The 12,649-nt window shown below is 40.2% G+C and carries 13 protein-coding genes; 8 read left to right on the forward strand and 5 right to left on the reverse strand.

Annotated features, from left to right (window positions below; genetic code table 11):
* Positions 1 to 221: 221 nt before the first annotated feature.
* Together abc-f and FHQ08_RS05380 are read left to right on the forward strand one after the other, a co-directional pair.
* Positions 222 to 1,784, forward strand: a complete 1,563-nt coding sequence (abc-f, locus tag FHQ08_RS05375; RefSeq protein WP_230913372.1) for a ribosomal protection-like ABC-F family protein — start codon at positions 222 to 224, stop codon at positions 1,782 to 1,784.
* Positions 1,785 to 1,894: 110 nt separating this feature from the next.
* On the forward strand, positions 1,895 to 2,596 hold the full coding sequence (locus FHQ08_RS05380) for an EcsC family protein (RefSeq protein ID WP_230913373.1): 702 nt from the start codon (positions 1,895 to 1,897) through the stop codon (positions 2,594 to 2,596).
* A gap of 256 nt (positions 2,597 to 2,852) precedes the next feature.
* Here the strand turns inward: FHQ08_RS05380 and FHQ08_RS05385 are convergent, their stop codons facing one another.
* Positions 2,853 to 3,803, reverse strand: coding sequence for an alpha/beta hydrolase (locus FHQ08_RS05385; RefSeq protein WP_230913374.1), 951 nt, complete (start codon positions 3,801 to 3,803; stop codon positions 2,853 to 2,855).
* Between the two features lie 167 nt (positions 3,804 to 3,970).
* On the opposite strand from FHQ08_RS05385, the gene FHQ08_RS05390 reads away from it, so the two are divergent.
* Both FHQ08_RS05390 and gdhA read left to right on the forward strand, forming a co-directional pair.
* Positions 3,971 to 4,222 carry a hypothetical protein gene (locus tag FHQ08_RS05390; protein ID WP_230913375.1) on the forward strand — a complete coding sequence of 84 codons (252 nt, stop codon included), beginning with the start codon at positions 3,971 to 3,973 and terminating at the stop codon, positions 4,220 to 4,222.
* Positions 4,223 to 4,292: 70 nt separating this feature from the next.
* The gene (gene gdhA, locus FHQ08_RS05395) at positions 4,293 to 5,639 is read left to right on the forward strand and encodes an NADP-specific glutamate dehydrogenase (protein WP_230913376.1); all 1,347 of its coding nucleotides are present in this window, start codon (positions 4,293 to 4,295) and stop codon (positions 5,637 to 5,639) included.
* 86 nt (positions 5,640 to 5,725) lie between these two features.
* Here the strand turns inward: gdhA and lepB are convergent, their stop codons facing one another.
* Positions 5,726 to 6,295: a signal peptidase I gene (gene lepB, locus FHQ08_RS05400; RefSeq protein WP_230913377.1), complete on the reverse strand. Its 570-nt coding sequence runs from the start codon at positions 6,293 to 6,295 to the stop codon at positions 5,726 to 5,728.
* Between the two features lie 209 nt (positions 6,296 to 6,504).
* Between lepB and FHQ08_RS05405 the strand changes: the two genes are divergently transcribed.
* On the forward strand, positions 6,505 to 7,482 hold the full coding sequence (locus FHQ08_RS05405) for an SDR family NAD(P)-dependent oxidoreductase (protein WP_230913378.1): 978 nt from the start codon (positions 6,505 to 6,507) through the stop codon (positions 7,480 to 7,482).
* A gap of 239 nt (positions 7,483 to 7,721) precedes the next feature.
* Here FHQ08_RS05405 and FHQ08_RS13190 read toward each other — a convergent pair whose 3' ends face one another.
* Entirely contained in the window at positions 7,722 to 8,420 is a 699-nt protein-coding gene (locus FHQ08_RS13190) for a CPBP family intramembrane glutamic endopeptidase (RefSeq protein WP_230913379.1), read from the reverse strand.
* 161 nt (positions 8,421 to 8,581) lie between these two features.
* Here FHQ08_RS13190 and FHQ08_RS05415 point away from each other — a divergent pair, with 161 nt between their 5' ends.
* Positions 8,582 to 9,418, forward strand: coding sequence for a glycosyltransferase family 2 protein (locus tag FHQ08_RS05415; protein WP_230913380.1), 837 nt, complete (start codon positions 8,582 to 8,584; stop codon positions 9,416 to 9,418).
* A 32-nt stretch (positions 9,419 to 9,450) separates the two neighbouring features.
* Here FHQ08_RS05415 and FHQ08_RS05420 read toward each other — a convergent pair whose 3' ends face one another.
* Positions 9,451 to 9,687, reverse strand: coding sequence for a hypothetical protein (locus FHQ08_RS05420; RefSeq protein ID WP_230913381.1), 237 nt, complete (start codon positions 9,685 to 9,687; stop codon positions 9,451 to 9,453).
* Between the two features lie 84 nt (positions 9,688 to 9,771).
* On the opposite strand from FHQ08_RS05420, the gene FHQ08_RS05425 reads away from it, so the two are divergent.
* Complete coding sequence (locus FHQ08_RS05425) at positions 9,772 to 10,152, forward strand: YueI family protein (protein ID WP_230913382.1); 381 nt, start codon at positions 9,772 to 9,774, stop codon at positions 10,150 to 10,152.
* 2 nt (positions 10,153 to 10,154) lie between these two features.
* Positions 10,155 to 10,820, forward strand: a complete 666-nt coding sequence (locus FHQ08_RS05430) for an alpha/beta fold hydrolase (RefSeq protein ID WP_230913383.1) — start codon at positions 10,155 to 10,157, stop codon at positions 10,818 to 10,820.
* Here the strand turns inward: FHQ08_RS05430 and pepF are convergent.
* Positions 10,801 to 12,615, reverse strand: a complete 1,815-nt coding sequence (pepF, locus tag FHQ08_RS05435) for an oligoendopeptidase F (protein ID WP_230913384.1) — start codon at positions 12,613 to 12,615, stop codon at positions 10,801 to 10,803. The genes FHQ08_RS05430 and pepF overlap by 20 nt on opposite strands.
* Positions 12,616 to 12,649 lie beyond the last annotated feature (34 nt).

Consider the following 12,649-nt stretch of genomic DNA (forward strand, 5'->3'; position numbering starts at 1 on the left):
TATATCGGAATTTGAATCGTGCATGACTGGCTACCTGTGGTATTCAGTTTATTTGAGATTCAAATTTGAGATAGGGTTTAAGGTCTGATTTAAGTGTTTATTGAGTTGCACCAATATATATTTAACTTAAATTTAAATTAAATCCCCCTATCTGTATCCGATAAAAGTCTAGTCGTCGCTACGTCATTTTTTCTGATTGATACAGATATGGGGGTTTTTATATGCAATTTTATCAAGCAAAAGACTTAACTGCTGAGGTTGGTGCCAGAACACTATTTCATATTGCCAAACTTGGCTTTCATTATGGAGATAGGATCGGTTTGATTGGAGGCAATGGGGTTGGTAAAACGACCTTATTAACAATGTTGGCAAGGTTAGAACAACCGAGTCCTTTAAAGCCTAGTGCAAGTAAATATTTAGTACCTCAGCTTAAACCAACAAAGAATTTAAGTGGGGGTCAAATTGTACAGCATTATCTAGATGCCGCCTTTGAAACCCAAGCAGATATTTTATTTTTAGATGAACCAACGGCTAATTTAGACGTTGAGAATGTGAAGCAATTAGAGAATAGTCTCAAAAATTATCCAGGAACTTTGATTATAATTTCACATGATCGGGCATTTTTAGATCGGATCGTGACCCATATTTGGGCTTTAGCGGATCAGAAATTAACACCGTTTGTAGGAAACTATTCAGATTATCTGGATACTAAATCAGCCCAGGAAAATAAGCAGTGGCAAAAGTATCATGCCTATACACGGCAAAAGCAAAAGTTAGCTTTGGCGGCAGCGAAGCGTGAGCAAAAAGCTGCCCGAGCAATAGTGATTCCACAGAATAAAGTCGGCACACAAGAAGCTTATAAAAGTAAGCCTTATTTTAATAAGAAACAAGCTAAGCTGGCTAAAACCGCGAAAGCAATTGAAAAAAGGGCTACTAAACTGACACCTGTCGATCATCCTGAAGTTGAAAAGCCAATCAAAATGCAATTGAATCATGGGCAGGCCCTACAAGAAGGCGGCGTTTTAACGATTGAGCATTTTAAATTAGAACGTAACCATAAAGTCCTTATTAATGATGTCAATTTGCAATTACGTGGTGGTGAAAAACTGGCAATCACAGGGCCAAATGGTAGTGGTAAAACGACCTTACTTGAAAGTATCGTGCAGCACCACAGTTCCGCCATCCACTTGAATGACCCGGTGCATATTGGTTATTTTCAGCAAGATTTACGCAATCTGGTTTTAGATCAGAGTATTCTAGAAAATGTTCTGGCCGCAACGATTCAGAATAAGACTTTAGTGCGCACAGTCCTGGCACGGTTGGGCTTTAAAGCAGAGCAACTACAAAAACAAGTGAAGCTACTTAGTGGTGGCGAGCGGGTCAAAGTTAGTTTTGCAAAACTATTTCTAAGTCAGGCTAACTTTTTGATTTTAGACGAGCCGACAAATTATTTAGATATTGTCTCCTTAGAAGCCCTAGAACAATTAATGATGGCATATCCAGGGACAGTATTAATTGTGTCCCATGATCGTTATTTTATAAAGAAGGTTGCTACTCGGCAGCTGCAAATTGAGCCTGAAACAAAAAGTTTGATTGATCCGGAACGGATAACGCACAGCCAATCTTCAAAACCGAAGCAAGCCATTAGCCAGGCAGACGAGATTTTAGCTTTGAAAAACCGGCAGACGGCTTTATTGGGGCGGTTGACGATTGCACCTGATGATGCCAAAGCAGAAAAGGAATTCTTGGCCGTTAGTCGTACGTTAAAAGCACTGCAGGCATAGTGAATCAGTGCTCGTGCTGAAAGTAAGATACATCTCAAGCAGGATGGCATGCTGACCTTTAAACGGTATATTACGAACGGTATAACTGTAACAATCGACAAAAAATGTAGGTGATTACGATTAAGATCTCTCAAGATGTATTTAATAAATCGCTTCAATATGGTTTTGAAAAGGCCATGCAAGGTACCACTGGACGCAAAGTGAATGCTAAAAGTATTCATCAGCTAACGACTAAATATATGGCTCAGTACCATGACCCTGAAAAAGCGATCAAAGCGTTAGTGAATCAATCACGATTATTGACGGCAACAACGGGGGCGGTTACCAATTTTGGCGGTTTACTAACGATACCGGTAAGTCTGCCGACTGAACTGGTAACCACATTATTTGTTAATATTCGTGTGATCGGCAGTATTGCTTATTTGCGTGGCTATGAGTTGACTGATCCTAAAGTGCGGGCATTAATGCTGGCAGCTTTAGCAGGGAATTCTGGTATCGATCATTTTAAGCAAGCTTTGATCAAATCATCAACGCGCTATTTGCAAGGCAGACTGAATCAAGCTTTCTTTGATAAAGTAACGGCGCAGTTAAGTCATTTCTTGTTTAAACAATTCAGCATTAATGCAGCAACGGCGACGGTTAAAATCATTCCGGTGGTAAGTGCGGCTATTGGTGGGGTAACAGAAGCTATTTCCACGACAGCGGTGGCTAAAGCGGCAGATGCTGTATTCAAACCTGAAGGCTTACAGTTTGGTGATCGGTTAATTAGTCGGCAAGAATTGTTAACCGAACAAACAAAAAATCAAGACTGAAGTTATTTTTAAAATATCGAGAGAGCGAGACAAAACTAATGTTTTATTTTCGCTCTCTATTTGTTTACGAATAATTAAATTTTAAACGTGTTCCAAAAGGCAACACCTTCTCCTAACGATGTATCGCTTAACCACCATTTTTCGCACTTCTTTAAGTACTTTTTGTCGCACGCTCAACCATTTTTAGTTATAAATGAATCTAGGACTAAGTGTACTTTGACCCGGCTAAACTTATTTCCCAGGAAATAAGTTTGAATTAGACAGGTTGTTCGCCAGCGACATATTTGCTGAGAAAATGTTTGACCTGGAACGTATATTCTTCTGGTGCAGCCCAGTAACTTGCCGCGTGGGTTGCGTTCGGAACGATCCAAATATCTTTAGGTGCGGTCGTCGCTTGATAATTGTCGAAACACATATAGGTAGGTACGTAAGTATCTTTTTCACCATGAATAAAGAAAATGGGCGTGGTATTTTTCTTAAGTTGTTCAATGGCTGAGCTGCCTTTTAAAGAAAAGCCCAAGGCCACTTTGTTAATTTGACTAACGACTGGGATCAACGGGAATTTCGGTAGTTTAAAGGTCTCTTTTAATTGATAAGCCAGCTCTTCTTCAATACTAGAATAGCCACAATCTTCAACGATTGCTTTGACTTGCACGGGGAGTTCATCACCGCTGAGCATCATCACCGTAGCGCCACCCATACTAACGCCATACAAAACGATTTGAACATCTGTACCCATATATGCGATCACTTTTTGGATCCAATCTAGATAATCTAAACGGTCTAACCAACCAAAGTTGATATATTTACCAGCACTTAATCCATGAGAACGATTATCTGGTAAGACAACTGAGTAGCCATCGTCATAGAATAGTTTTGCTGAGGCAGCCATAGATGGCGCGCTGCCTTTGTAGCCGTGGGAAATAATGGCGACCTTCTTGACATTGGTCTGGTTATTTTCAAGAAAATAACTGTGTATTTTATTTTGAGGGTCATTTTCGTGAAGCCACCAAGTCTGTTTGTCTTGCTGTTCAAACCAAGCAAAACTTGGATAAAATTTTGAATCAGGATCTGGATTGGAGGCTGAACCAGCTGGGATTTTATTAAGCCGTTTAAAAGCGTAATTATAAAGATAAAAACTTGAAGCACTTGTAGCTGCAGCAGCGAGTCCTGAGGCCGTCAGCCATAATTTTGTAGCTGTTTTCATTACGATCACCTGTTACCTTATTAATTTAAATCATTGTAACATGATTGGTTTAGAATAAAATTTAAAATAAAGTTGACATAATTTGAAGATAACCTTGGTATTTTCTTTAGAAATGATTTATTATGTAGTTGATATTAAAAGCTTTTCGATCATAGGAAGTGAGTAATATGCAATGTATGGGTTCATATCATAGCTTTTTCGCAGGGATACATCCGCAATTTACCTTGTTCTGGATGAGTATCGTATTGTTGATCGTCTTTTTGTGGTTTGTGATGAGTCGAGTTTATGTCCAACATATCAGCACCAAAGAGAGTGATATTCACCGCATGCTATCTTTGTTAGAAGATGCTTATCGTGCGGGTCGGATCGATAAAGAAACATATTTACGCCAAAGAGATAGATTATTAAAAATAAAATAGTGTATACTGAGAAGTGTTCTCATTTAGAGAGCACTTTTTGTTTTGAATTATTCAGAAAGAAGGTTGACCCATGAGTCAAGCACAAGATTATATCCATCAAGTCAAGGATGTCGTGCTACAACGAGATCCTGAGCAAAAAGAATTCCAGGAAGCCGTATTTGAAGTTTTAGATACGCTAACGCCTGTTTTAGAGAAACATCCTGAATATATTGCCCAAAATATTTTGGAGCGCTTAGTTGAACCAGAGCGTGCGATCCAGTTCAGAGTCCCTTGGCAAGATGATCAAGGAAATTGGCAAGTAAACCGCGGTTATAGAGTACAGTTTAATTCAGCAATCGGTCCCTACAAAGGTGGGTTGCGTTTCCATCCTACCGTTAATTTAAGTGTGGTTAAATTTTTAGGCTTTGAACAGATTCTAAAGAATAGCTTGACTACATTGCCAATTGGTGGTGCTAAAGGGGGCAGTGACTTTGACCCTAAAGGAAAATCCGATGGGGAAGTCATGCGTTTTTGTCAAAGCTTCATGACAGAATTACAACGGCACATTGGCCCAGATATTGACGTGCCTGCTGGGGATATTGGTGTCGGTGGCCGCGAAATTGGGTATCTTTATGGGCAATACAAGCGGCTTAACTTTTCTAAAAATGGCGTTTTGACCGGCAAAGGTATGACTTATGGCGGTAGTAAGATTCGTACTGAAGCGACTGGTTTTGGGCTGCTCTATTATGTTAAAGCTTTACTGGAAGCTCAAGGGGACAGTTTGAACGGTAAAAAGGTCAAGATTTCAGGATCTGGCAATGTGGCAACTTATGCCACGCAAAAGGCGGCTGAATTAGGCGCAACTGTCATTACTGTGTCGGATTCTGATGGATTTGTTTATGATCCTAAAGGGATCGATTATAAAATTGTTCAAGATATTAAAGAAGGGCATCGTGGCCGAATCAAAGAGTATGCTGAACGTCAAGAAAGCGCAACTTACCATGAAGGCTCAGTTTGGGACTTTGATGTTGCTTATGATGTTGCACTCCCATGTGCCACTCAAAATGAAATTTCTTTAGATGAAGCCAAAATGATGCAAAAAGATGGGGTCAAATATGTTGCTGAAGGGGCTAATATGCCAAGTGTGCCAGAAGCAATTGATTTTTATCATGAACATGGTATTTTATTTGGCCCAGCTAAAGCGGCTAATGCTGGTGGCGTTGCGGTTTCAGCTTTAGAAATGAGCCAAAATTCTGAACGTTTAGCTTGGACAGCATCTGAAGTCGATAATAAGCTCAAAGAAATTATGACAAATATCTTCAAAGCCTCAGAAAAGGCGTGTGAAGTTTATGATCTCGGTAAAAATTACCAAGCAGGTGCCAACATTGCTGGATTTGAGAAGGTTGCTACGGCAATGACTGCACAAGGGTTAGTCTAAGTAAAATCGTCAAAATCTAAGATAAATTAATAAGACCCGCAGAAGTTAGATTGTAAAAATCTAATCTCTGGGGGTCTTTATTTTGTTCAATACAGCTTAAATGTATAAATAGGCCAATAACGGAGGACAACCACACTCTGAACGTCGCGCTGAGGAACGTAGCCAAATGAGCGGCTGTCATTGGAGATTGTTCGATTATCCCCAAGCACAAAATAATGTTTTTTGGGTACTCGAATTGTATTGGTTGCAGCTAGGGATTTCAAAGAAAAATTTGCCGTAAATGGCAGTGACTGTTTTAAGTACCAAGCGTTTTTGTATAGATTCAAATAAGGTTCATCTTTGGCCTTACCGTTAATATATAATGTATCATCCTTGTAAACGATTTTATCGCCAGGTAAACCAATGACCCGTTTAATATAATAATCACCGGTATTATCGGGAGAAGACAAGATGATCACAGCACCGCGTTTGACTTTTTTATGTTTAAGCGAAACTAAACGCTCGCCTTGAAAAAAATTGGGCTGCATCGAATCGCCTTGAACGATATCATTACTGATCACAAATTTGAATAATAGAAAAATAGCTGTCCAGATCAAAATGGCTAATCCAAAAGCTTTAAGCCAAAAGTCAGTTGTTTCCTGTGTGTGTCGCCTCATATGAATGACTCCAAATGTAATTATGATTTGATTATAAATAGTATAACATTTTAAAATATCGATTAATGTTCATAACTTTTTCAAGATAAGTTGTTATGATTGAGGAAAGTCGAAAGAACAATAAGTATAGTTTACTCTTTTTTAGGGGCAATAACCGATGGATATAGATAATTTTTTTATGAAAGCAAGCTGCTTTTTGGAGGGTTGCGATGAATTTATTCAATAAAAAGAAACCCCGTTCTGTGCAACCTTATTGGGGACAGAAGGACATACCAGACTTAACCGGTAAATTGTTTTTGATCACAGGGGCAACCGGGGCGTATGGGCAATTATTAACAGAGACAGTTTATGCCAATAATGGGTCAGTGATTCTAGCTGGTCGTGATCAGGAGACGGCCTTTGCACTGATTGGTCGCTTACGTGGTCAATATCAAGCCAGTGGCACCTTACAATTCCGCCAATTAGACTTGAATGATTTGGCGAGCATTCAAAGTTTTGCTGCAAATATCCAAAATGAAGTAGTCAAACTAGATGTATTGATCAATAACGCCGGCATCAAAGATACAAAAGAACGCCAAGTGAATCGTGAAGGCATCGAAGCGCATTTTCAAATTAATTATTTTGGGCATTTTGTATTGACTAATCTGTTGATCCCGCTAATGCAGATGGCAAAGGATCCTAGAATTGTCAACGTTTCAGCACCATTACCGGGATTTGCCAATTTAAAATTAAATGACCTACAGTTAACGAGCAGTTATTCTAATCAGCGCGCTTATTTACAGTCTAAGTTGGCAATTCAGATGGCGACCTTCTACTTACAAGACATTAGTGCGGCACAAAATTTAGGCATTAAAGCTATGGTGACGCACCCTGGGATTGCCAAAGGTAATTTGCAAAGGTCTTATCCCAATCAGTCACAATTATCGGGGTGGCTGCAAACGGTTGGCAGTCCTTTTCTGGGCTCTAGACGTCTTGGTATTTTACCCACGTTATTTGCGGCAACTGATCATCAAGCAGTGGGGGGCCGGCTTTATGCACCCGATGGTTTTTTGCATTTACAAGGGCGACCGACAGCTGTTAAGCCAATTAATGCCGCTCTGGACAAGCAAAAACAGGGCGAATTATGGGTGGCTTCAAGTGAATTAGCAGGTTTTTCAAGCTGGGCATCGATGGCCAACACATTTTAGAGGCAGAGTCATAATAAAAAAAGATTGGAATCAAGTTTGTGCGTCAATACGTTACTTGATTACAATCTTTTTATTGGTTTAGAACAGAGTGCGGCAAAAGGCGGTCAGCGACCGAGCACTAACAAGAATCACGAGAAATGGTAGTTTTGCCAGTTGAGTAATGCGATGTTAGGAGAGGGCGTTGCCTTTTGGAACACGTTTGAACAATAAACATGCGTAATTATTGTTAGTACTTACCTCTATTTTCCAGATAAGTTAGCAAACAGTAGTAAAATTGCAGGTAGATTATTTAAGAAGTGCAAGATAATGGTGATTTTCAAATTATTAGTTTTTTTATAGATGAAAGCTAAGATCAGGCCTAAAGCGATGTAAATCAATGAGCCTGTCCAAGTCGTGTTGCTATGAGATAGGCCGAATAGAAGACCACTCAACAAAACGCTCGGCCAGAAATGGTTCTTGAAGAAAAAGTTCATTAGAATGCCGCGGAATAGTAATTCTTCTGCGAGTGGGCCGAAGAAAACAATCATCATGATAGTCATAATAACGATGGTTGAATCAGAATTACCTAAGATTTTTTGTAGATCAGCATCGTTGGCCGTGGTTTGTTGATGACTGACCACGATATTTAGCATGCCAAAAACGATCTTGGCAAAAATCATGATGATCCAACCAATAGCGACATAGGTCCAAGCACTGCGGTCTAATTTTTGTGGCGTCTCAGTACGATATTTGCGGTAAAACCACATATAAAGGACATACAATAGAAAATAGCTACCCGCAAAGAGCGTCCAAGATAGGCTTGGCGCTAATTTAATGTTTTTATTATAAATGGGCAAAAATAACACCAGTTGCGGTATTGATAAAGCAACCAGCAAACCAATAAATTTTCCTAGTTTAGCCCAAAAAGAATCTGAATACTGTTTTTGAGGTGAATACACGAGGACCCTCCAATCGAAATAACAGGACTTTGACTCGTCCAGTTTACCTGTTCCTGAGTCATTGGTCAAAATCAGGTATAATGATAAATCAAACTAAAGTTGGTGGCTTGTTTGAGCAGATATTTGTATAATGAGTGTATGTTGAAAGGGTTGAACTGGTCATGGCAGAACCATTACTGACAGTGATCGTGCCGGTGCATAATGTGCATCAGTACTTGGATCGTAGTCTGGAGAGCATTGTAGCACAAACATATCAAAATATTGAAATTATTATCGTTGACGACTGTTCAACAGACGATACTGGCAAGATGGCTGATGCTTGGGCAAAGCGTGATCAACGCATTACCGTTTTACATTTAGCAGAAAACTGCGGTATTTCTGGTGCGCGTAATGTTGGTTTGGCTCGAGCAAGGGGTCAATTTGTGACCTTCGCCGATGGGGATGATTGGCTCGAACCTGATATTTGCCAATTTTATGTTGATAAAATGCAGCAGTACCGTTTAGACTTTGTCGCTTGTGGCTATTATGTGAATCCTGGGAATACCACTTGGTCTGGCAAGGCTAAAGATACTTTCGTAAAAAAACGCCCCTTACTACGGTTAGTGCGGAAGATGCACAGTCCAATCAGAGGTTATACATGGAATAAATGTTATCGGTTAGATGTGATTCGGCAATATGATCTAAAATTTGATGAACAGATCACGCTGATGGAAGATCAAATCTTTAATGTGGTTTATGTGTTGCATACCAGTCGGTACCTTTACAATATAACGCCGTTGTATCACTATTTTCAACGGCCAGGCAGCTCGATACACCAACCGAATTTTAAAAAGGCTAAAGACGTTACCAAGGCAATCACGACGATTCAAATGTCGATCTGGCGCCACGAATGGCAGCAAGCAGCGCTAAATTTGAAGAACAATTATAAAAATAAGGCTCCGCGCTTATCGCGACCTTTATCTAAGGACAGAAATAAAGAGTCTGAGTCTAAATATTAGAGCGCGTGAGACTCAAACTCTTATGACTTTAGTTACATTCTTTTTTCGATGTGATAGGCCTGCTGTTTATTTGTTTTAGCTTGTTGGGCAGCCTCATCAGCGAAATAAACGGCGAAGCCAGCATCATCTTTGTTGACTGGTTTAACGATCACTAACGGGGACTGTAAAGCATTTCTAGTTTTGTAAATTTCCGCGCTGCGTAATGCTTCACCAAAGTCATGGCTGTTAGCAATCGCGTCGCCGGGATTAAAGAATACAATTTCTTCCATAATTTATGCACCCCTTTTATTTTTAGTATACGCTATCAAAGTTAGAAACGTCAGGTAATTTGTTATTTTTAAGGAGGTCTATCGATGAGCGATGTTGAAGATTATATCAAAAGCCACATGTATGGCACCCCGCAGGTAAAACCAGATGAGAAGCGTGAATTTTTAGGTAATTTTCGCGAACGTGTTGCCCTGGCGCTCACCGTGGCTCAACTACGCAACCCCAAGACCGAGGCATTGGTCAGCGATGTCATGCAGCGCTACCCACAGTACCATTTATATTTAAATGCTAAGTTATCCCAAAGCTTCATTACAACGTACATGGCTTTAGCGGTAAAAATGAATTATGAGTTTACGATCATTACCCAAGAAGGGGTACGGGTCAAAACCGAGGGATTAGCTGAGGAAGATATGGGTTTAACGATTGCCGATCCAAAGAAGAAAATTGATCGGCCGATTATTTTATAACGATGAAAATTAAATTAAATCAGGTACAGATTAATTATGAAGTTAGTGGTCAGGGGCAGCCACTGATTTTATTACATGGCAATGGAGAAAATTTACATTTATTTGATACGATCACGCCAGCGTTAGCCGTAAATTTTCAGGTTTATCGATTAGATACGCGGGGCCATGGGCAAAGCGACCCTGTGTCTGTATTTCATTATCAAGATATGGCGGCCGATGTCGTCGCTTTTATTCAAAAAATGCAGCTGGATCGACCGATTTTATATGGCTTTAGCGATGGGGGCATCGTTGGTTTACTGATTGCCAGCCAATTTCCTGATTTATTAAGCCGATTGATCGTGAGCGGCGCCAATACCCAGCCTTTTCAGCTTAGTCCCTTTTTTCGGGCGCTGTATTGGCTGAAAAATCAAGTTCGGCCAGATCCTAAATTAGATTTGATGTTTAATGAGCCCCATATTACTGAAAATGAGCTAAAAAAAATAACTGTCCCTACCTTAGTTTTGGCGGGACAGCATGATTTGATTCCGCAACGTGAAACTGAAAAAGTTGCCCAGGCTATTATACACAGTCAATTAAAAATCATACCTCAGGCAAACCACAGTAATTATGTGGCCCGTGGCTTGACGTTAATTCCATTGATCAATGATTTTAGTTACCCAAAGCAATGATTTTATCCACAGTATTGGCAAGAAATTGAATGGTATGTTTGAGCGGTTCAGCTGTAGTAATATCTACGCCAGCAACTGACGCAGCGTCAACGGGATTTTTAGTATTGCCCAATTTTAAGAAGGCTAACCAGTCATTAATGGCTGGCTGACCTTCTTTTTGTATGCGCAAATAAGCTTGGGTCGCAACAGTCAATGAGGCTGAATAAGTATAGGAATATAAGCCCATGTAATAATGAACTTGACGCATCCAAGTTAACTCTGCACCAGGGTCAAGCGTCAGAGCATCGCCAAAGAACTGGTGGAAGATATCAATTGTAATTTGATTCAAGGTCTCAGCATCAAAAGTTTCACCGGCATCAATCAAGCGGTAAACTTCTCGTTGATAGGCGGCTTCTAATAAATGGGTGACGAAATTATGGAAATAAGTATTACTGATCATCTTAGCCAGTGCAAAGCGCTGCATGCGGGTGTCCTGTTGGGCTTTTGCCTGTTGATTCAAGGCATGCGTAAGTAATAATTCATTGAAAGTAGATGGTGCTTCAATAATATAAGTGGACGGTTCAAAATCTAAATAGGCATTATTTTTTTGAGATAGCAAGCCTTGTCCAGCATGTCCCAGTTCATGAATCAGCGTATAGAGGTCAGATAATTTGTTGTGCCAAGATAATAAAATATAGGGTTGTTTACTATAAGGCTGGGCACAAAAACCGCCAGTCTCTTTACCGATATTTTGTGCAAAATCGACCCAGCGTTGGGGATAAGCTTGGCGAATCATTGTTTGATAGTCTGCACCTAGAGGTTGTAGAGCCTTCAAAATATAGTCCTGCGAGGCTTCGATAGTTACATCAGGCTCAAAATCTGGATCTAAATCAATTAGACGATCCGAAAATTTGAGTTGATCTAAGCCACGAACTCGCTGAAGATGATGGAGGTATTTTTGAATGACCGGGCCAAATTCAGTCATGATCAAATCAATTTGGCGGTCAAAAAGCGCTCGATCGACTTCTTGATCATATAATAAATAATCTACCACTGAATCAAAGCCGCGGAGAGTAGCAGCCTGTTTTTCTCGGGTCACTTGCGTCAAATAAGTTTGGGCAACGGTATTTTGATATTGGGCCAAAACATTTGAAAAAGCGGTGAAAGCTGCTCGGCGAATGGCGGGATCCGGGTGAAAGGCGTAGTAGTCTTCGTATAAGGTAAAAGATAGGGGGTAGGACTTGTCCTTGACAGTAAAGTCGGGGAACTGCATATCTGCTGAACGTGTTTGCGCATAGATGTTGCTAGGTCCATCAAAAACGGGTTGCAATTTAGCTAGTACTGCTTCCACATCTGGTGCTAATTGGATTTTTTTTCGGCGTAAAAGCGTACGGAAGTACCCTGAAAATTCTGGTAACTGCTGAGCCAGTTCTGTCACAGCTGAGGCATCTAAGGTGGTCAAGTAGCTTTCAAATACGCTAAATTGGCTTTGCCATTGTGCTAAATTAGCAGCCGTTTTATGCGCTAAGGCATTGTGCTTGGCATCTGTTAAATCTTCAGATTGTTGTAGTTCAGCATAATTAGCGATCACATCGATTTTGGCTAGCAGCGCGTTATAGTCTTTGAGTGCCTTAATGAGATTTTGCTCATTTTGCAAAGTTTTGGTAGTATTTAATGCAACAAATTGATTAACTTCCTGATTAACAGCCGTTTGTGCTTGTTCAAATGCTTTAATATCTGGGAAAATAGCTGTAAGGTCCCAAGTTAGATTAGGATCAACTTGGTTACGTGGTGGTAAATTGGTCTGTTCTGCCATGTGATCGACTCCTTTGATTGAGTTGTGGGCGTTG

Source organism: Agrilactobacillus fermenti, assembly GCF_021030645.1.
Lineage (GTDB): Bacteria > Bacillota > Bacilli > Lactobacillales > Lactobacillaceae > Agrilactobacillus > Agrilactobacillus fermenti.

What these genes read in the sequence shown, in the direction of transcription:
- abc-f (WP_230913372.1), top strand. Translation starts at nt 222, where the DNA reads ATGCAATTTTATCAAGCAAAAGACTTAACTGCTGAGGTTGGTGCCAGA.
- FHQ08_RS05385 (WP_230913374.1), bottom strand. Translation starts at nt 3,803, where the DNA reads ATGAAAACAGCTACAAAATTATGGCTGACGGCCTCAGGACTCGCTGCT.
- FHQ08_RS05390 (WP_230913375.1), top strand. Translation starts at nt 3,971, where the DNA reads ATGCAATGTATGGGTTCATATCATAGCTTTTTCGCAGGGATACATCCG.
- gdhA (WP_230913376.1), top strand. Translation starts at nt 4,293, where the DNA reads ATGAGTCAAGCACAAGATTATATCCATCAAGTCAAGGATGTCGTGCTA.
- lepB (WP_230913377.1), bottom strand. Translation starts at nt 6,295, where the DNA reads ATGAGGCGACACACACAGGAAACAACTGACTTTTGGCTTAAAGCTTTT.
- FHQ08_RS05405 (WP_230913378.1), top strand. Translation starts at nt 6,505, where the DNA reads ATGAATTTATTCAATAAAAAGAAACCCCGTTCTGTGCAACCTTATTGG.
- FHQ08_RS05415 (WP_230913380.1), top strand. Translation starts at nt 8,582, where the DNA reads ATGGCAGAACCATTACTGACAGTGATCGTGCCGGTGCATAATGTGCAT.
- FHQ08_RS05420 (WP_230913381.1), bottom strand. Translation starts at nt 9,687, where the DNA reads ATGGAAGAAATTGTATTCTTTAATCCCGGCGACGCGATTGCTAACAGC.
- FHQ08_RS05425 (WP_230913382.1), top strand. Translation starts at nt 9,772, where the DNA reads ATGAGCGATGTTGAAGATTATATCAAAAGCCACATGTATGGCACCCCG.
- FHQ08_RS05430 (WP_230913383.1), top strand. Translation starts at nt 10,155, where the DNA reads ATGAAAATTAAATTAAATCAGGTACAGATTAATTATGAAGTTAGTGGT.
- pepF (WP_230913384.1), bottom strand. Translation starts at nt 12,615, where the DNA reads ATGGCAGAACAGACCAATTTACCACCACGTAACCAAGTTGATCCTAAT.